Genomic DNA, 17,105 nt, shown 5'->3' on the forward strand with positions numbered 1-17,105 from the left:
TCTTTTCCAATGGTATTAAATCAAATAACAAATTCTGACTGACTATTCAAGTTCCAATCGCTCTTGCTCTATTTTTTCTGCCAGACGTTTTTCGATTATTGGTGTAATCAATGTTTTTCTTGGTTTGACTTTTACAAACGGGAACAGTTCTAAATCGTGTTTCATTTTATCGGCTTTGTTGGGATGTTTGTTAGTTCCCAATAAAATTTCTTTACCATTGTCAAATAATGCTTGAGCAGTATCTGCACTTTCCTGAATTTTTCTTTTGATGATTCCATCATTAAGTTGTTTCAAGAAACCGCCATTTGCCTCGATATCTTTGAATAAAGCTAACGATTTTTCAACTAATTGATTGGTAAGATTTTCGATATAATAACTACCGTCAGCTGGATTATTAACTTTGTCAAAGTAACTTTCGTTTTTAAGAATCAACAATTGATTTCTCGCAATTCTATCTCCAAATTCATTGTCTTTGTGGTACAACGCGTCGTAAGGCAAATTAGCAATAGCATCTGCTCCACCAATAATTGCACTCATACATTCGGTTGTGGTACGCAACATATTTACGTTATAATCGTATAATGTTTTGTTTCGTTTTGTAGGGGAAACGATGATGTTGCAATCTAAGTTGTGGTTGTATTCTTTGGCAATCACATGGAAAAGTAATCGTAAAGCACGCAGTTTTGCAATTTCAAAAAAGTAATTTGTCCCAACGGCAACTTCAAAAACAATGGGTTTATTTATGGCTTCAATTCTATTGAAATATTCATTGGCGTGTCCTAAACTATAAGCGATTTGTTGCACCATGTTTGCTCCGGCATTTTGATACAATGACGCATTGATGCTTATTAAAGATACAGATGTTGTTGTTGCCGAAAGTAAATTCAGGGTGTCAAAATTGCTTTTTTCTTTAGTTGTAAACCAGTTTCCATCTTTGGCTAATTGCCCAATTGGATCCAGATTGCAGAAAACAGTAGTATTGTTTTTCTTTGCAAAAGCATCAATTTTTTTGACGAAATCGATTGAGATAAAACCCAAAAGAAAGTAAATCGTAATTTTTTCTAAAGGTAATTTCTCCAATAGATTGGTAACATCAATCGAATCATTTTCTATTGTAAAACGAAGGCTCTCTGCACCGCGACTCAAGGAATCTAACGCTCTTTCGATTGATTTATCAATGTCGTAAACAAATATGTTTTGGCAAATTCTGAAATTTGTCGCTTTTGTAGTTACCGAAAAAACTTTTGAGAACTCATCTTTGTGATAAAAGGGTTTCACTTGGATGTCTTCGGGAGAATTCCAAACTACCGTTTCATTATAATCAGCTCCATTGAGTTCAAACTGAATTTTTTGTTTCCATTGTTTGGAGGAAATAGGATTGAAATCATCGAAAAGATTTGTTGTCATTTTGTTTATGGTTTTCCTAATCCCAACCTTTTCCAAAGGAAAATGAGCTGACTAGGTGTTGTGTTTTCAATAATTACTATAAGTTTACACTCCCTTCCTTTTGGGAAGGGTTGGGGATGGGATTTTATTTTTCAATCGTGTCGCCTTCGAATTCAATAATATAAATATCTTCACTATCTTTTTTCATATAGTATTTCTCTCGGGCATATTTTTCTATCTGTTCTGAATTTTTTAATTGCTTGATGTTCTCTTGGTCCTTTTTTATTTCTTCCTTATAATAATTGGCATTGTCTTCCAATTCGTTGATTTGTTTGTCTAAAACACGATGTCCGAAATAGGAATAGTTGTCTAGAAAAAGCATCCAAGTAATAAAAAATAACAAGACCCAGACATATTTGTTACTTAAAAATTTAAACCAAGGTTTGTCTTTATGCGGATTTGTCATTTTTTATTTTTTTTAGCCCCGATTACAGTGAAAATCCTTTTAGGATGTGATGATGACGAAGGAAGATTCACATCCTAAAAGATTGCAACGGAAAGCGGGAAATAGCTCCTAATAATTATTACACTAAAATTACAACTAAATTATAGAATTTTTTGATTTATTACCGCACGAACTACATCAATGGCGACTGTGTTGTATTTGTCGTTTGGTATAATAATGTCTGCAAATGCTTTGGTTGGTTCTATAAACTGTTCGTGCATTGGCTTCAATGTTGTTTGGTATCTGTTGATTACTTCATGCATGTCTCGGCCACGTTCAGTGATATCTCGTTTCATACGGCGGATTAATCTTTCGTCAGAATCAGCATGAACGTATATTTTTACGTCAAATAATTCCCTTAATTCTGGATTTGCCAAAATTAAGATTCCTTCCACAATCATCACTTTTCGAGGATGAGTAAAAACGGTATCGTCCGTTCTATTGTGGGTTACAAACGAATAAACGGGTTGATGAATGTTGTTTCCTTCTTTTAATTCTTTGAGGTGAGTTACCAATAATTCGAAATCAATGGCACGCGGATGATCAAAATTAATTAATGCTCTTTCATCAAATGACAGTCCGTGATTTTCTTTATAATACGAGTCTTGCGAAATAATTCCTACTTCGGTTTCTGGTAATTCATTCATGATTTGATGTACAACGGTTGTTTTTCCGCTTCCTGTACCACCTGCAATTCCTATAATGAGCATAATTTTTTTGTTATGTATTTTATCGGGACAAAAATAGGAATTTAATTGGGAGTGGATTTTATTTTTTGAGGAAATCTTGCTAATTTAATATATTTATTGGGGGTTGTTAATTGACATTTTTTTCTATCTTTAGTTTCTAAAACAGACTATTTTGTATTCACAAATCAATAAAAACATAAGCCGCTATGTCACTTTTGAACCACAAGAATTAGAAATTTTTAATTCTTTATTGGAATATAAAACAGTTCCCAAGAAAACGATTTTACTTCATGAAGGTGAGATGTGTAATTTTGAAGCTTTTGTAATCAAAGGCTGTGTCCGGAAATATTATATTGATGCCAATGGTTTTGAAGTCATTTTACAATTTGCCATCGAAAATGCTTGGGTGAGCGATATTTCTTTTAGTATTTATGAAGAAAAACCGAGTCGGGTATATATCGAAACATTGGAAGATTGTGAATTTTTTATGTTCAGCCCAGACACAAAAGAAGAGTTATTCGCTAGCGCACCAAAGTTTGAACGTGCCTTCCGTATCCTAATGCAAAGGAGTCTTGCGGTTACTCAAGACCGTTTATTTAATACTATTTCTAAAACTGCCACCGAGAAATATGTAGAGTTTCTCGACCATTATCCCTTACTTTCACAGCGCGTTGCCCAGCATTACATTGCTTCTTATTTGGGTATTTCGGCTGAGTTTCTAAGTAAAATAAGAACTAAAATCGCTAAACACTAAATTTTCGTTATTTTTCATTTCTTGTCCTAGTTCAATGCTTGCGCTTTTTTTTTGACGCAACTTTGTACCATACTATTAAAGAACACGAAAATGGAAAATTCAGATAACATTATAGACGCTACAATTATACCTCATGTTTTGCACAAAGCAGATACTCGCGGTCATGCTAATCATGGTTGGTTAGAATCCTCTCATACTTTTAGTTTTGCAAATTACCACAATCCAGAACGAATGAATTTTGGAGTGCTGCGCGTTTTGAATGATGACAGAGTCAATCAGGGAATGGGTTTTGGAAAACATCCGCATGACAATATGGAAATTATTTCTATTCCGCTCGAAGGGGATTTAGAACACCAAGATAGTATGGGGAATACTACTGTAATCAAGGAAGGTGATATTCAAGCGATGAGTGCCGGTACCGGAATTTTTCACAGTGAATACAATAAAAACAAAGACCAGTTGGTTAAGTTTTTGCAGATTTGGATTTATCCAAATCAAAAAAATGTAACCCCTCGTTATGATCAAGTTACTTTAGACTTAAAGGATCGTCACAATAAATTACAGCAAATTTTATCCCCAAATCCAGAAGACGAAGGCGTTTGGATTCATCAGGATGCTTGGTTTCATATTGGGAAGTTTGACAATGATTTTTCTACTTCGTATGAATTGAAAAAACCAGGAAATGGAATTTATGCTTTTGTTTTAAAAGGGGATTTCACGATAGGAAACATTGCTTTAAATGAACGTGATGGATTAGGAATTTGGGATATGAATGCTATTAAAATTACCGCTAATTCCGTCAATGCCGAAATCTTATTGATGGAAGTACCGATGAAATTGTAAATAAATAATAGAAATAACTAATAAATAATAATACTATGTCAACAACTAAATGGGTAATTGACCCAACACACTCCGAAATTGGTTTTAAAGTGAAACACATGATGTTCACGAATGTTTCAGGTAAATTTTCAAAATTTGATGCAACGATTGAATCAGAAGATAACGATTTTGAAAATGCAAAAATTGAATTCACTGGAGCAATTGATTCCGTAACAACAGGAAATACAGATAGAGATACTCATTTATTGAGCCCAGATTTTTTTGATGCTGCTCAGTTTCCAGAAATTAAATTTAGCGCTACTTCTTTTACCAAAATAAATGAAGGTGAATATGAATTGGTTGGTGATTTAACCTTACACGGTGTTACAAAATCAGTGAAAATAGCTACAGAATATGGAGGATTAATGAAAGATCCATGGGGGAATACTAAAATGGCACTTTCGTTAGAAGGAAAAATCAACAGAAAAGATTGGGGATTAAACTGGAATTCCGCTCTTGAAACGGGTGGTGTTTTAGTAAGCGAAGAAGTTCGTTTGAATATCGAATTGCAATTTTTGCAACAATAATTTTAAAATAAATAAACACAAATCTTAAATGATTATTCTTTTTTGGGTTTGTGTTTTTTAAAAATTGAAATGATGGAAACCATAAATATTTTATACATAGGAAGACATCTGGAAATTTTGGCAACTGTAGTCCGACTCATTAATTCTAATGAAAATTGGAATGGAGTAGGTGTTTTGAGTGATGAGGAGGCAAAGGATATTTTTTTAAAAAAAGATTTTTCCCTTGTATTATTGGGTTCTGGAATTCAGGAAGAAAGTGAAACTGAATTGTGTGCTTTTTTTAAAAATCAAAACCCAAATATAGTTATTGTACAGCATTACGGTGGTGGCAGTGGTTTACTGAAAAGTGAAATTCTACTTGCCTTGGATTAAAATAAAAATTAAACCATTAAGAAATAAATTTTATTAAGCACGGTTCTTAATTTCTTAATGGTTCAATTTTTTAAAACTATTATTTATTCTTTTTTGCTTTAATCATCATTTCCAACTGATCCCAAAGCTCTTCAGGAATAGCTTCCAGAATATTGAATTGTCCGGCACCTTTCAACCATTCGCCGCCATCAATAACAACGACTTCACCATTTACGTACGCTGAAAAATCAGAAACTAAATAAGCCGCTAAATTGGCTAATTCCTGATGATCTCCTACACGTTTCAAAGGTACTTTCTTTGCCATATCAAATTTTTCGGCTAAATCTCCTGGTAATAATCGGTCCCACGCTCCTTTAGTAGGAAATGGTCCTGGAGCAATTGCATTGGAACGAATTCCGTATTTTGCCCATTCTACCGCAAGACTTCGTGTCATGGCCAAAACTCCGGCTTTTGCAGTAGCACTTGGCACTACATAAGCAGAGCCAGTCCAAGCGTATGTCGTAACGATATTTAAAATGGTAGATGTTTTTTGTTTGGTATCAATCCAATGTTTTCCAAAAGCAAGGGTGCAGTTTTTGGTTCCTTTTAAAACAATATCAATAACGGTATCAAATGCATTTGCAGATAATCTTTCGGTTGGAGAAATAAAGTTTCCGGCAGCATTATTCAGCAAAACATCTACTTTTCCAAAAGCTTTCAAAACTTCTTGGAGCATGTTTTCCACTTCTTCATAATGACGCACATCACATTGAATTGGTAGGCAAGTTCCGCCTGTTTCCGTTTCCAGTTCTGCTGCTGTATTTTTTAGTTTTTCTAAATCTCTGGAGGTGATGGCTACTTGTGCACCTAATTCCAAGAAATATTTAGTCATTGCTTTTCCTAAACCGCTTCCACCTCCGGTTACGACAATCACTTTGCCTTTCAGGGCATCGTCACGTAACATTTTATCTGTATAACTCATATTTTGATGTTTTTTTATTGTAAATATAATAAATTAAATAGTATGCGTGCATAATAAAAAAACAAAATCGTTTCTGCTAAATAGCACACAATCTTTTAGCAGCTTCTTCCAGTGTTGTATTGTCTTTGGCAAAACAGAAACGTATTAATTTCAGGTCTTTTCCATCGGCATAAAAAGTAGAAATAGGAATTGCAGCCACGCCATGTTCCATAATGAGGTGTTTGCAAAAATCAACATCGCTCTCATTTGATACAGCTGCATACGAAGCGACCTGAAAATAAGTTCCTTCACAAGGCATGAGTTTGAAGCGACTGTTTTTTAATAATTGTCTAAAGTAATCCCGTTTTTCTTGATATAATTTCTTGATTTCAGCAATAGAAACGATGTCTAAATACTCGCTAATGGCAACTTGACAAACGCTGTTTACGCTAAAAACTAAAAACTGATGTACTTTTTTGATTTCCTTCATTAAGTATTCAGGAGCTACTAAATAACCCACTTTCCATCCTGTAACATGAAATGATTTTCCAAAAGAGGAAACCATCACACAACGATTTAATAGTTTCTTACGTGTATGTGCCGAAATATGTTTTTCTTCGAAAGTAATGTATTCATACACTTCATCAGAAAGAAGCAGGATATCCGGATATTTTTCCATCAGGATTTCTAAAGCTTCAAAATCGGACTCTGTCAAGATTTTCCCCGTTGGATTGTGCGGATTATTAATGACAATCATTTTAGTTTTGGATGTACACGCTTTCTCGATAATTTCCCAATTTGGAGTATAATCATCATTCAGCGCTACCCGAACTGGATTTGCGTTGCACAATAATACGGGTGCTTCATAGCAATCATAGCTTGGATCTAAGATAATCACTTCATCATTATTTTTTACCAAAGCTGTTATCGTGGTAAAAATAGCTTGGGTTGCTCCGGCAGTAACCAGCAATTCTGTTTCTGGATGAACAGTTCTTCTGTAGGAGGTATTGATTAGTGCCGCTATTTTTGATAATAGTGGCGCATAGCCTGACATCGGAGTGTATTGATGCACATTTTCTTTCGCCAGTTTAGCAACAATATCAGTTAATCTTTCGTCAACAGGAAAATTTGGAAAACCTTGTGAAAGATTGATAGCGTTATGTTCAGCAGCCATTTTTGACATAACCGTAAAAATACTCGTGCTGATATTTGGTAGTTTACTCATAAAAAAACAACATTGATTACTTTATAAAAGTAGTAGTTTAATCCTAATTTTAATTTTTTGGGAACTAATAATTATCAAAAATTTGATTTATTGCGTTTTGTATTTATTTGCCAAATCGTATGCTAAAAAAAGCCACCAATTCGGTAGCTTTTTGTAGGGTTATTGTCAGTTTAATTTTCTTTAACAATTTCACCATCTGGTTTGACAATTAATTTTTGAACTTCAGTTCCTTTTTTTATTTTAAGATTGTACTCTTTTTTAATAATATCACCTTCTTTTTGAGAATACAAATACTTGTCATTTATAATCTGCCAACCGGGATATGTTTTGTAAATGGAATAAATAACACTATTGGGAAGTTTTATGTTTTTATAATTTTCGATTACACTAGTCAATTTACCATTTTCATTATACGTTGCAGTCAATGTGCCTTTACTGGTTTCCATAATTACCAAATAATTTTCAAATCCTTCATAATCTCTCCCTAAATCATAGGCAATGAATTTCTCTTCAAGTGCTCTTACGCTTTTATCTGGGTTTCTATCAGGCAAGTAAATGGAAAAATCTTTACCGGCACTTTTAATTACCACTCCAGGTAAATTTTCCATTTTAATATTTCCTTGCCCTGAATTAACTTCTTTATCTTGAGAATAAGATAGTGTGTTTATGCTTAAAAAAAACAAAACAATTAGATATGATTTCATGATGCTTATTTTTGAATTAATGAACTAATACATAATACATTAATGATAGAAATAATTAGTAAGGCTTAATTTATTTCTTCCCCTTTTTGTTGTTTGTAATTTATTTAAATCATTATAATTCATAACATCAGTAGTTTTATTTTTTGAATTTTGAATCAAAAAGTGACTGTGGGCATTAGTAAAATTAGCTTTTTTTCATTGGTGTACAGGTTAATTTTTTTGTAAAAGATGTTAATATAAATAGAGGTTTTATTTGCCTTTTTTAGCAGGAAAATCCATTTGTAATACCGATGAAATAAAGGAGAATTAGCTAATTAAAAATAGAAAAGAACTTTTTAGTAAGTAATTTTTTAGGTTGTCTAATTGACAGGAGAGAACCTTTCAAAATATTTAATTTTGAAACGAAATTAAAGCACTAAAAAAGAGGTGTTTTTGTATTCTTTTGAAAGCAATTGGTCTTTAAATGAGATTTAAAAACCGATTTTAAATTCCAAAATAAAAAATATTACATTTTGTGAATGATAAAAATGGTAGGGCGGTTGTGTAAATCTACTTGTACTTTTTTCCAATCAGAAGCTCGAAAGGTTTTGATGTATTCTGTTGGTAAAGTAATGTCAGTAGCAACACAAAGATGAGTTGCGGGATTAATAGCCTGTAAAATATCCTCCAGCATTTTATTATTTCGATACGGAGTTTCTATGAAAATTTGAGATTGGTTTTTCTCCTGAGATAATTTTTCCAAATTTTTCAGAGCTGTCTTTTTCTCTCCTTTTTCGATTGGTAAATAGCCATTAAACGTAAAACTTTGGCCATTCATTCCGGAAGCCATCATAGCCAAAAGAATAGAAGAAGGTCCAACTAATGGTACAACTTGAATCCCTTTTTCATGTGCTAATTTTACAATAACAGCACCAGGATCAGCTACACCAGGGCAACCTGCTTCACTCATTAATCCCATGTTTTTTCCTTCTAGTAAAGGTTTAATGAAATCTAAATGCTCTTTGGTTTCGGTATGTTTGTTTAATACAAAAAGTTTTAGCTCCGATTGTTTCTTTTCAGGATGTACTCCTTTAATAGATTTTCGGGCTGTTTTTTCGTTTTCAACAATATAATAATCAATGAAATCAATACTTCTTTTTACAGTTTGAGGCAACACATCCATTGGATCGCAATCGCCCATTGTAGTAGGGATTAAGTATAATTTTCCTAATAAAGTAGTTGTTTGCATTGCTGTAGTTTTACGTTTCTAAAGTAAATTTTATTTTGATTCCTTCTGAAAATTTTAAATCCAAAGATTATGGATGTTTGTCCATTAATTTTTTTGCAATAACATCGCAAACTTCATCAAGCATATTATACACTATTTCAAATCCATTAGGTAAACCAAAATAAGGATCTGGAACATCTACTTTTTCGTTTGGAAATAATTCATCCAAAATTAGTTGAACTTTCTGTTTTTGTTCTTGACTTTCTGCAAGTTCAATAACATCGTTGTAATTAGAATTATCCATTACATAGATATAGTCAAATGAATCGAAATCAGATTTACTAAATTGTCTTCCTTTTTGATCTGAAATATTTATTTTATTTTTTTTTGCTACAGCAACGGATCGGTCATCAGGTTTGTGGCCAACATGCCAAGAACCTGTTCCTGCTGAATCAACTTTGAATTTATTTTTTGGGAGTTTTGAGGCCAATATGCCTTCCGCTAAAGGGGATCGGCAAATATTGCCTAAACAAACCATTAAAATTTTCACGGACATGATGTGTTTACAGCGTTAATTTTTTATTGATATCTTCAACAAACTTCTTAAATTGCTTGTCGGTTGCAACTAAATTATCAACAGTTTTACAAGCGTGTAATACGGTAGCGTGATCTCTGTCCCCAATTTGAGAACCAATATTTGCTAAAGATGCTTTTGTGAATTTTTTTGCAAAAAACATTGCCAGTTGTCGGGCTTGAACAACGTGTCTTTTTCTCGTTTTTGATTGTAATGTTTCTAAATCCAATTGGAAATAATCCGAAACAATTTTTTGAATGTAATCGATAGAAATTTCTCGTTTTACATTTTTCACAAATTTTTCAACAACGCTTTTAGCAAGTTCAAGTGTAACTTCTTTTTTATTGAATGAAGATTGTGCAATTAAGGAAATGATGGCTCCTTCTAGTTCTCTTACATTCGATTTGATGTTACGGGCAACATATTCTATTATTTCTTCAGGTATTTCAACACCATCTCTGTACAATATATTTTTTAGGATAGAAATTCTGGTTTCATAATCGGGTTGGTGCAATTCAGCAGACAATCCCCATTTGAAACGAGATAATAATCGTTGTTCAATATCTTGCATATCCACTGGCGCCTTGTCAGATGTCAAGATTACCTGTTTGCCGTTTTGATGTAAATAATTGAAAATATGGAAGAAAACATCCTGAGTTCCAGATTTTCCGGAAAGGAACTGGACATCATCAATAATTAAAACGTCAATTAATTGATAGAAATGGATGAAATCATTTCGGTTGTTTTTCTTTACCGAGTCAATATATTGTTGTGTAAAAATCTCAGCTGATATGTATAAAACGGTTTTTTCCGGGTATTTGTCTTTTATTTCCACACCAATAGCATGTGCTAAGTGTGTTTTTCCTAGTCCCACTCCTCCAAAAATCAATAGCGGATTAAACGAAGTTCCCCCAGGTTTATTGGCAACAGCCATACCCGCTGAACGCGCTAATCTATTAGAATCTCCTTCTAAAAAATTATCAAAACTGTAATTGGCATTCAGTTGCGATTCAATTTTTAAATTTCTGATTCCCGGGATTACAAAAGGATTTTTTAATTCTGGGTTTAAGTTTTTGAATGGCGCATCAACTTCTTGAGGCTTCATAGGAACTCTATTAGCACTTGGCAATTGCTCCGTAAACGGTTGTTTACTGCCATAAGTGTTTTCCATTCTGATTTTATAGAGTAACTTTGCGTTTTTACCCAGTTCTTTGGTAAGCGCCACTTTTAATAATTTCACGTAGTGTTCTTCTAGCCATTCGTAGAAAAATTTACTTGGAACTTGAATATATAATGCGTTATCGGTAAGTTCAACTGATTTGATTGGTTCGAACCAAGTTTTGTAAGCTTGATCCTGAATGTTGTCTTTTATAAAAGACAAACAGTTTTCCCATACTGATTGAGCAGTTTTGTTCATATATTCTGTTAAATTATTTTTAATTGGTAATTATTATCTTACAAAAAAAAAGATGTTTTTTTATTATTTATCGGGGTAACAAATATGTGAACAAATTTCTATAAAAAAAAATATATTGGACAATAATTTTCCGAATTATTGTTGTAAGGAGCTTTTTAAATTTAAAATTTTTAATACATTATTAATGAAAGATCATCAAATACAGGTTAGGGTACGTTACTCTGAAACGGATCAAATGGGCGTTGTTTATCATGGAAATTACATCCCTTATTTTGAGATAGGAAGAGTGGAATGGCTCAGAAATAAAGGGGTTTCGTATAAAAGCATGGAGGAAAGTGGAATTGCGCTTCCGATAGTTTCCATGAATGTAAATTATAAAAAATCAGCTCGCTATGATGAGTTGCTTACCGTTCACACGATTTTCAAAAGTCAGAGTTCTGTGAAGATAGAATTTGATTGCGCTATTTATAATGAGTCTGATGAGTTATTAACAACTGCCCAATTTATCCTTGTTTTTGTGTCCTTAAAAACAGGACGTCCTACCGCTCCGCCGGATTATATTTTAGAACTCTTAAAAACAATAGAATAAATTATAAAAAAAGAAATTTTGAGCAGAAATTAGAGTCGTTTTATATCGATTTCAAACATTGAATTAAAAATGTCGAATACCATTTCGGCATTTTTTTTTCTGGTTTTTATTTCAATTTTGCCTATTGGAAGTTCTGAATCTTCATTTATTTCCATTTCTTGATTTACTATTTCAAGCTTTTTTTCCTTGATTACCCGCATTACTTTATTCATATTCTTATAATCAAATGTGATTATAAAATGAATATCTATCGTTTTTTCGACAATTTCACAGGTTTCCAGAACCATTTGTGCGGTTGTTTTATAAGCAGAGATTAATCCTCCAACGCCTAATTTTACGCCGCCAAATATTCGAACGACAACAATAAGCACATTGGTTACTGAAAAAGACTGAATTTGTCCATAAATTGGCATTCCAGCACTATTGCTGGGTTCGCCATCATCATTTGCTCTGTAGGTTACAATGTCAGTACCTATTTGATAGGCATAACAAAAATGTCCTGCATTGGGGTGTTGTTTTCGTAAGGTTTCGATGAGTGGTTTTACGTCTTCCTCTGATTGAATTGGAAAGGCATAACCAAAAAATTTACTGTTTTTTTCTTTGAATAATACTGCTGAAGAGGGAAAATCAATAGTGTTGTAGGTGTCTTTAAATTCCAAAAGCTACTTTTCTAAATTATTTTTTTGTCAAATAAATGAACAACATCTTCTTTTCCTACTTGTAAATTCCATACTTGAAATCCTAATGCAAGTGCGGCGTCAGTATTTTCTTTTTTGTCATCAATAAACAAAGTGCGTTTTGGCGTTAATTCATGTTTTTTTACCAAGTAATTGAAAATTTCGGCGTCGGGTTTTCGCATGCCTAGCTCAAAAGAAAAATAAACTCTTTCAAAACATTGATAAAATTCTCTGTAAAAAGTTATTCCGGCTGTGTGCTGAAATTTATCGATATGAATTGCATCTGTATTACTGAGTAAGAACAAACGGTATTTTTGCGAAAGCATTTGTAAAAATTCAAGTCTGTACAATGGGAAGTCCAATATAATGGTATTCCAAGCGCTTCTAATCTCGTCTATTGAAGCATTAGGCATTTGTTTCTGGAAGCCTTCAATGAATTGAAGCTCAGAAATTTTTCCTTTTTCAAATGATAGATTGAGTTCATCTAAATCCTCAGTCCATTCTTTTAAGCCTAATTTAGTAAAGGCAACAACAGGAGCTTCTTTGTCTAAGTTGATAAAAATATCTCCAAAATCAAAAATTATAGTATTAATCATAGTTTCTAGATAATATTAATTGATCATTACCAATAGATTGTTTTTTGAACTGGTTTTTAGCAAGGTTTGGAGCCTTAGTTCCTTGCTTAAATGCGACACTTCCAACAAATACTCTAGCTTCGTCCCAAAGATTGGCATCAATAAATGTCTGTAACGTTTGCCGCCCGCCTTCAATTATAATGGATTGAATTTGGTGCTTATATAGCGATTGTATTATTTGAGTTGCTATATTTTGTTCAAAATCAATATACTCAAAGATACAGTTTTCTTTCTCAATAGATTGTTTCGATTTAGAAAATAGGATTGTTTTAACTTGATTGTCAAACACATGATTCTCTATTGGAATGCGATTGTTTTGGTCTAAAACAACTCTAATCGGATTGTTTCCGTACCAATCCCGTGCGTTTAATTTTGGATTGTCATCAATGGCGGTTTGAGTTCCTACCAGAATAGCTTGTTCCTCTGTTCTCCATTTGTGTACCAATTGTCTCGAATAGGAGTTGGTAATCCAGACTGGTTTTTTTTCTGATTTTTCTTTTGGCGCAATAAAACCATCTTGACTTTCGGCCCATTTCAAAATAATATAAGGCCTTTTCTTTTCATGAAATGTAAAGAACCTTTTATTAAGTTCATGGCATTCTTCTTCAAGAATTCCTATAGTAACTTGTATTCCGGCTTCTATTAGTTTTTTGATTCCGTTTCCTGCCACTTTTATATTGGGGTCAACAGTTCCAACAACTACATTTGGAATTTTATTTTGGATAATCAAATCACAACAAGGCGGTGTTTTGCCAAAATGACTACACGGTTCTAAACTCACATAAATAGTCGCTTTTTTCAATAACGATTTGTCTTTTACGGAATTCACAGCGTTTACCTCTGCGTGTGGTTCTCCCGATTTTTTATGCCAGCCTTCGCCAATGATTTTGTCGTCATAAACAATAACACTGCCTACCAAAGGATTTGGATAGGTTGTCCCCAGACCATTTCTGGCTACTTCGATGCAGCGTCGAATGTATTTTTCATGTATTTTCACAACACAAAAGTAGTTATTTTGGGTTTAGCCCCGAAACTTCAAGATTAGTTTTGAAACTTTCTAGAATAACACTAAACAATTTCTATTTTTGCATCTAAAATTACTTTTTTAAAAAAATGGAAAATTACAGCATTAGAAAAATAAAAAAAGAGGACAATCAAGCAGTTGCGGCATTGATAAGAGCAGTTTTTGACGAATTAAATATTCCAAAAGTAGGAACAGCCTACGAAGATCCGTATTTGGATTTAATGTTTGAGGAATACAGTAAGCCAAAATCAGTTTATTATGTTTTAGAAAAGGATGGGAAAATCATTGGTTCTGCTGGTGTTGCGCCACTTGAAAATGAAGCAGAAACCATCTGTGAACTTCAAAAAATGTATTTTCTACCGGAAACCAGAGGTCTTGGAATAGGAAGCCAAATGATGGCTCAATGTTTAGAAAGTGCCAAAGATTTTGGTTTTGAAAAATGCTATTTAGAAACCATGCCTTTTATGCTTGATGCTCAAAAACTCTACAAGAAAGTAGGTTTTGAATACATTTGTTCTCCTATGGGAAGTACAGGGCATACCAGTTGTCCTATTTGGATGCTGAAAGAGTTATAAATTTTGAATTGAGAATATTAATTCATAAAAGCAATAACCCAATAAAATGAAAATTAAAGAATACAGAACCCAATTTATTCAAGAACTGACACTAATTTATGATGTGGGTGAAGCAGAGAGTTTTTTCTATTTAATTTTAGAAGATAAGCATCAATTGAAAAGAATAGATTTGGCGTTGCATCCTGATTTGTTTTTTTCGGAAGCAGAAATTGTAGTTTGGAATTCGATTTTGGAACAATTGAAACAGGAAATTCCAGTACAATATCTTTTAGGAAAAACGAGTTTTTATGGGTTGGATTTTGAAGTCAATGAGAATGTTTTAATTCCAAGACCTGAAACGGAAGAATTAGTCGAATGGATTTTATCTAATAATCTAATAATCCAAAAGTCTAAAAATCTAAAGATTCTCGATATTGGAACCGGAAGCGGTTGTATTGCCGTTTCCTTAGCAAAAAACCTTCCCAATGCCACAGTTTTTGCCATTGATGTTTCTGAAAAAGCTTTGGCTACAGCCAAAAAAAATGCAGAAAATAATTCTGTAAACGTAACTTTTATCAATCAAAACATTCTTGAAACAGAAGATTTAAGGCAACAATTTGATATTATTGTTTCTAATCCGCCGTATGTTCGGAATCTGGAAAAAGAGGAAATTAAGAAAAATGTTTTAGACAATGAACCGCATTTGGCACTTTTTGTACAAGATAATGATGCGTTGATTTTTTATAAAAAAATAGCCGAATTGGCTCAGAAAAACCTGTCTGAAAACGGACAATTGTATTTTGAAATCAATCAATATCTAGGCAAAGAAATGGTTGATTTACTTGAAAAAATGAATTTCGCAACCATCGAATTACGAAAAGATATTTACGGAAACGACAGAATGCTTAGTTGTCATTGCGAGGAACGAAGCCATCGCATCTAACTTTGGTTGTTGTTTATGCAAAAGTCCCGGTTTTACGGGGTTTGCGTGAGGGGTAGGAGCAAGTTACCTTGTAACGCGGATGACCCGACCGCATTAAAAAAAGGGGCAACTAGCACGTTAAGATTAGTTAGCCCCTTTTTTAATGTGGTCACGCCCAAATTGTTTTGAAAAATATTAAATGTGATTGCTACGTTGCTCGCAATGAAGTTGATTACGGAAAACTACTCGTATCGCAATGCTTCAATTGGGTCCAGCATAGCTGCTTTTATGGCAGGATACAATCCGGAAGCGATGGCAACCATAAAACTGGTTATGAATGCCGCCATAATTGCGCTCCACGGAATTACGAATGCAAAATTCATGGCAGTTGCAATACCAAAACCAATTAAGATCCCGAAAATTATTCCTACCAATCCGCCCAATTGCCCAATAAGTAACGTTTCTATGAAAAACTGAAAGGCAATCGTTGTTTTTTTGGCTCCCAAGGCTTTTCGGACGCCTATTTCCCGTGTGCGTTCCGTTACCGAAACAATCATAATATTCATTAAAGCAATCGAAGATCCAAGAACGGTAATGATACCGATAAGCCAAGAGGCAAGTCCAAGATATTTTGTGATTCCAAGGATTCTGTTGATAAGGTCATCACTGCGAACGACTCCAAAATTATTGTCTTTTACCGGACTTAATTTGCGAACGCGGCGCATAGTGCTTGTCGCATTGTCAATAGCTTCGTTTAATAATTCTTTCTTAGAAACCATGACGCTCATGGTGTAATTTATGCGTGGTGCTGTAAACATGGAACGGGCCACTTGAATAGGGATTAAAATCCTTAAATCCTGACTGTTCCCAAAGGTTGATCCTTTCTCTTTTAATACTCCAATAACTTTAAATTTAGCTCCTCGAATCGAGATTAGTTTATCAATAGGATTTACGTCTTTTAATAATCCTTTCTCAAAATCAGAACCTACAATACACACATACGCATTGTTATCGATGTCAAATTTGGTAAAATTACGTCCGGAACTGGTTTCTAATCCGGAGTTAGTAATGAAAAATTCATCGACACCAACAACCGTATTTTCGGGATCCGTTTTATCAGATTCATATTTTACTTCAGCAACAGAAGTTGCCGTAAAAGAAAGCGAAGTTTCGGTAAAAGGATATTTGTATTTGTTTTTGAAAGCAACCGCTTCAGGGTAAGAAATGATTGGATTTATGATTTCTCTTTCGCCACCACCCCGATTTCGAGTAGTGTTTTCGTATTGATTGATGTTAAAAGTATTGGCTCCCATCGATGCAAAATCAGAGGAAATAGTGTTTTCTAAAGCAGAAACAACAGTAAGGATACTAACTAAAGCTGTGATTCCAATAGCGATAATCAACACAGTAAGAACGGTTCTTAACAATTGTGTCCTGATGGAACCGAATGCAATTCGAATATTTTCTTTGAATAATTTTAACATCATAGCAATTTGACACGAAAATACAATTTTTGTTACAA

Annotated in this window: 20 protein-coding genes; 7 read left to right on the forward strand and 13 right to left on the reverse strand. The window is 33.5% G+C overall.

What is annotated here, in order from left to right; genetic code table 11:
* Positions 1-42: 42 nt before the first annotated feature.
* The 3 genes from ACNQGD_RS02610 to udk form a co-directional block, all read right to left on the reverse strand.
* The gene (locus tag ACNQGD_RS02610; RefSeq protein WP_417998190.1) at positions 43-1,407 is read right to left on the reverse strand and encodes a methylmalonyl-CoA mutase subunit beta; all 1,365 of its coding nucleotides are present in this window, start codon (positions 1,405-1,407) and stop codon (positions 43-45) included.
* 124 nt (positions 1,408-1,531) lie between these two features.
* Positions 1,532-1,852, reverse strand: a complete 321-nt coding sequence (locus ACNQGD_RS02615) for an FtsB family cell division protein (protein WP_417998191.1) — start codon at positions 1,850-1,852, stop codon at positions 1,532-1,534.
* 140 nt (positions 1,853-1,992) lie between these two features.
* A complete protein-coding gene (gene udk / locus ACNQGD_RS02620; RefSeq protein WP_282714874.1) occupies positions 1,993-2,601 on the reverse strand; it encodes a uridine kinase in 609 nt (202 codons plus the stop codon).
* Between the two features lie 151 nt (positions 2,602-2,752).
* Between udk and ACNQGD_RS02625 the strand changes: the two genes are divergently transcribed.
* The 4 genes from ACNQGD_RS02625 to ACNQGD_RS02640 all read left to right on the forward strand — a co-directional run bounded on the left by ACNQGD_RS02625 (position 2,753) and on the right by ACNQGD_RS02640 (position 5,115).
* The gene (locus tag ACNQGD_RS02625; RefSeq protein ID WP_417992607.1) at positions 2,753-3,334 is read left to right on the forward strand and encodes a Crp/Fnr family transcriptional regulator; all 582 of its coding nucleotides are present in this window, start codon (positions 2,753-2,755) and stop codon (positions 3,332-3,334) included.
* A gap of 90 nt (positions 3,335-3,424) precedes the next feature.
* Entirely contained in the window at positions 3,425-4,177 is a 753-nt protein-coding gene (locus ACNQGD_RS02630) for a pirin family protein (RefSeq protein WP_417998192.1), read from the forward strand.
* A gap of 35 nt (positions 4,178-4,212) precedes the next feature.
* Positions 4,213-4,743, forward strand: coding sequence for a YceI family protein (locus ACNQGD_RS02635; RefSeq protein WP_417998193.1), 531 nt, complete (start codon positions 4,213-4,215; stop codon positions 4,741-4,743).
* A 72-nt stretch (positions 4,744-4,815) separates the two neighbouring features.
* Positions 4,816-5,115 (forward strand): response regulator, encoded by a 300-nt coding sequence (locus tag ACNQGD_RS02640; RefSeq protein ID WP_417998194.1) that lies wholly within the window; start codon positions 4,816-4,818, stop codon positions 5,113-5,115.
* A gap of 79 nt (positions 5,116-5,194) precedes the next feature.
* Here the strand turns inward: ACNQGD_RS02640 and ACNQGD_RS02645 are convergent, their stop codons facing one another.
* From ACNQGD_RS02645 to dnaA, 6 genes are all read right to left on the reverse strand, one after another.
* Complete coding sequence (locus ACNQGD_RS02645; protein WP_315162239.1) at positions 5,195-6,076, reverse strand: SDR family oxidoreductase; 882 nt, start codon at positions 6,074-6,076, stop codon at positions 5,195-5,197.
* Positions 6,077-6,152: 76 nt separating this feature from the next.
* Positions 6,153-7,280, reverse strand: coding sequence for a methionine aminotransferase (locus ACNQGD_RS02650; protein ID WP_417998195.1), 1,128 nt, complete (start codon positions 7,278-7,280; stop codon positions 6,153-6,155).
* Positions 7,281-7,450: 170 nt separating this feature from the next.
* Complete coding sequence (locus ACNQGD_RS02655) at positions 7,451-7,984, reverse strand: hypothetical protein (protein WP_417992612.1); 534 nt, start codon at positions 7,982-7,984, stop codon at positions 7,451-7,453.
* 505 nt (positions 7,985-8,489) lie between these two features.
* Positions 8,490-9,212 carry an SAM-dependent methyltransferase gene (locus ACNQGD_RS02660; protein WP_417992613.1) on the reverse strand — a complete coding sequence of 241 codons (723 nt, stop codon included), beginning with the start codon at positions 9,210-9,212 and terminating at the stop codon, positions 8,490-8,492.
* 67 nt (positions 9,213-9,279) lie between these two features.
* Entirely contained in the window at positions 9,280-9,747 is a 468-nt protein-coding gene (locus ACNQGD_RS02665) for a low molecular weight protein-tyrosine-phosphatase (RefSeq protein ID WP_417992614.1), read from the reverse strand.
* Between the two features lie 7 nt (positions 9,748-9,754).
* On the reverse strand, positions 9,755-11,182 hold the full coding sequence (dnaA, locus tag ACNQGD_RS02670) for a chromosomal replication initiator protein DnaA (protein ID WP_417998196.1): 1,428 nt from the start codon (positions 11,180-11,182) through the stop codon (positions 9,755-9,757).
* A 184-nt stretch (positions 11,183-11,366) separates the two neighbouring features.
* Between dnaA and ACNQGD_RS02675 the strand changes: the two genes are divergently transcribed.
* Positions 11,367-11,771 (forward strand): acyl-CoA thioesterase, encoded by a 405-nt coding sequence (locus tag ACNQGD_RS02675; RefSeq protein WP_417996760.1) that lies wholly within the window; start codon positions 11,367-11,369, stop codon positions 11,769-11,771.
* 29 nt (positions 11,772-11,800) lie between these two features.
* Here ACNQGD_RS02675 and ACNQGD_RS02680 read toward each other — a convergent pair whose 3' ends face one another.
* From ACNQGD_RS02680 to ribD, 3 genes are read right to left on the reverse strand one after another with little or no spacing between them, the layout of a single operon-like run.
* Entirely contained in the window at positions 11,801-12,430 is a 630-nt protein-coding gene (locus ACNQGD_RS02680) for an IMPACT family protein (protein WP_417998197.1), read from the reverse strand.
* Between the two features lie 11 nt (positions 12,431-12,441).
* The gene (locus tag ACNQGD_RS02685; RefSeq protein WP_417996759.1) at positions 12,442-13,044 is read right to left on the reverse strand and encodes an HAD family hydrolase; all 603 of its coding nucleotides are present in this window, start codon (positions 13,042-13,044) and stop codon (positions 12,442-12,444) included.
* The gene (gene ribD, locus ACNQGD_RS02690) at positions 13,037-14,080 is read right to left on the reverse strand and encodes a bifunctional diaminohydroxyphosphoribosylaminopyrimidine deaminase/5-amino-6-(5-phosphoribosylamino)uracil reductase RibD (protein ID WP_417998198.1); all 1,044 of its coding nucleotides are present in this window, start codon (positions 14,078-14,080) and stop codon (positions 13,037-13,039) included. The genes ACNQGD_RS02685 and ribD overlap by 8 nt, the downstream gene beginning before the upstream one ends.
* A gap of 116 nt (positions 14,081-14,196) precedes the next feature.
* On the opposite strand from ribD, the gene ACNQGD_RS02695 reads away from it, so the two are divergent.
* Both ACNQGD_RS02695 and prmC read left to right on the forward strand, forming a co-directional pair.
* Positions 14,197-14,682: a GNAT family N-acetyltransferase gene (locus ACNQGD_RS02695; RefSeq protein WP_417996757.1), complete on the forward strand. Its 486-nt coding sequence runs from the start codon at positions 14,197-14,199 to the stop codon at positions 14,680-14,682.
* 46 nt (positions 14,683-14,728) lie between these two features.
* Positions 14,729-15,604, forward strand: a complete 876-nt coding sequence (prmC, locus tag ACNQGD_RS02700; protein ID WP_417998199.1) for a peptide chain release factor N(5)-glutamine methyltransferase — start codon at positions 14,729-14,731, stop codon at positions 15,602-15,604.
* A 221-nt stretch (positions 15,605-15,825) separates the two neighbouring features.
* Here the strand turns inward: prmC and ACNQGD_RS02705 are convergent, their stop codons facing one another.
* Complete coding sequence (locus tag ACNQGD_RS02705) at positions 15,826-17,070, reverse strand: ABC transporter permease (protein WP_417996755.1); 1,245 nt, start codon at positions 17,068-17,070, stop codon at positions 15,826-15,828.
* Positions 17,071-17,105 lie beyond the last annotated feature (35 nt).

Origin of the sequence: Flavobacterium glucosi, from assembly GCF_048286535.1 — a bacterium.
Lineage (GTDB): Bacteria > Bacteroidota > Bacteroidia > Flavobacteriales > Flavobacteriaceae > Flavobacterium.

What these genes read in the sequence shown, in the direction of transcription:
- ACNQGD_RS02610 (WP_417998190.1), bottom strand. Translation starts at nt 1,407, where the DNA reads ATGACAACAAATCTTTTCGATGATTTCAATCCTATTTCCTCCAAACAA.
- ACNQGD_RS02615 (WP_417998191.1), bottom strand. Translation starts at nt 1,852, where the DNA reads ATGACAAATCCGCATAAAGACAAACCTTGGTTTAAATTTTTAAGTAAC.
- udk (WP_282714874.1), bottom strand. Translation starts at nt 2,601, where the DNA reads ATGCTCATTATAGGAATTGCAGGTGGTACAGGAAGCGGAAAAACAACC.
- ACNQGD_RS02630 (WP_417998192.1), top strand. Translation starts at nt 3,425, where the DNA reads ATGGAAAATTCAGATAACATTATAGACGCTACAATTATACCTCATGTT.
- ACNQGD_RS02635 (WP_417998193.1), top strand. Translation starts at nt 4,213, where the DNA reads ATGTCAACAACTAAATGGGTAATTGACCCAACACACTCCGAAATTGGT.
- ACNQGD_RS02640 (WP_417998194.1), top strand. Translation starts at nt 4,816, where the DNA reads ATGGAAACCATAAATATTTTATACATAGGAAGACATCTGGAAATTTTG.
- ACNQGD_RS02645 (WP_315162239.1), bottom strand. Translation starts at nt 6,076, where the DNA reads ATGAGTTATACAGATAAAATGTTACGTGACGATGCCCTGAAAGGCAAA.
- ACNQGD_RS02650 (WP_417998195.1), bottom strand. Translation starts at nt 7,280, where the DNA reads ATGAGTAAACTACCAAATATCAGCACGAGTATTTTTACGGTTATGTCA.
- ACNQGD_RS02655 (WP_417992612.1), bottom strand. Translation starts at nt 7,984, where the DNA reads ATGAAATCATATCTAATTGTTTTGTTTTTTTTAAGCATAAACACACTA.
- ACNQGD_RS02660 (WP_417992613.1), bottom strand. Translation starts at nt 9,212, where the DNA reads ATGCAAACAACTACTTTATTAGGAAAATTATACTTAATCCCTACTACA.
- ACNQGD_RS02665 (WP_417992614.1), bottom strand. Translation starts at nt 9,747, where the DNA reads ATGTCCGTGAAAATTTTAATGGTTTGTTTAGGCAATATTTGCCGATCC.
- dnaA (WP_417998196.1), bottom strand. Translation starts at nt 11,182, where the DNA reads ATGAACAAAACTGCTCAATCAGTATGGGAAAACTGTTTGTCTTTTATA.
- ACNQGD_RS02675 (WP_417996760.1), top strand. Translation starts at nt 11,367, where the DNA reads ATGAAAGATCATCAAATACAGGTTAGGGTACGTTACTCTGAAACGGAT.
- ACNQGD_RS02685 (WP_417996759.1), bottom strand. Translation starts at nt 13,044, where the DNA reads ATGATTAATACTATAATTTTTGATTTTGGAGATATTTTTATCAACTTA.
- ACNQGD_RS02695 (WP_417996757.1), top strand. Translation starts at nt 14,197, where the DNA reads ATGGAAAATTACAGCATTAGAAAAATAAAAAAAGAGGACAATCAAGCA.
- prmC (WP_417998199.1), top strand. Translation starts at nt 14,729, where the DNA reads ATGAAAATTAAAGAATACAGAACCCAATTTATTCAAGAACTGACACTA.
- ACNQGD_RS02705 (WP_417996755.1), bottom strand. Translation starts at nt 17,070, where the DNA reads ATGATGTTAAAATTATTCAAAGAAAATATTCGAATTGCATTCGGTTCC.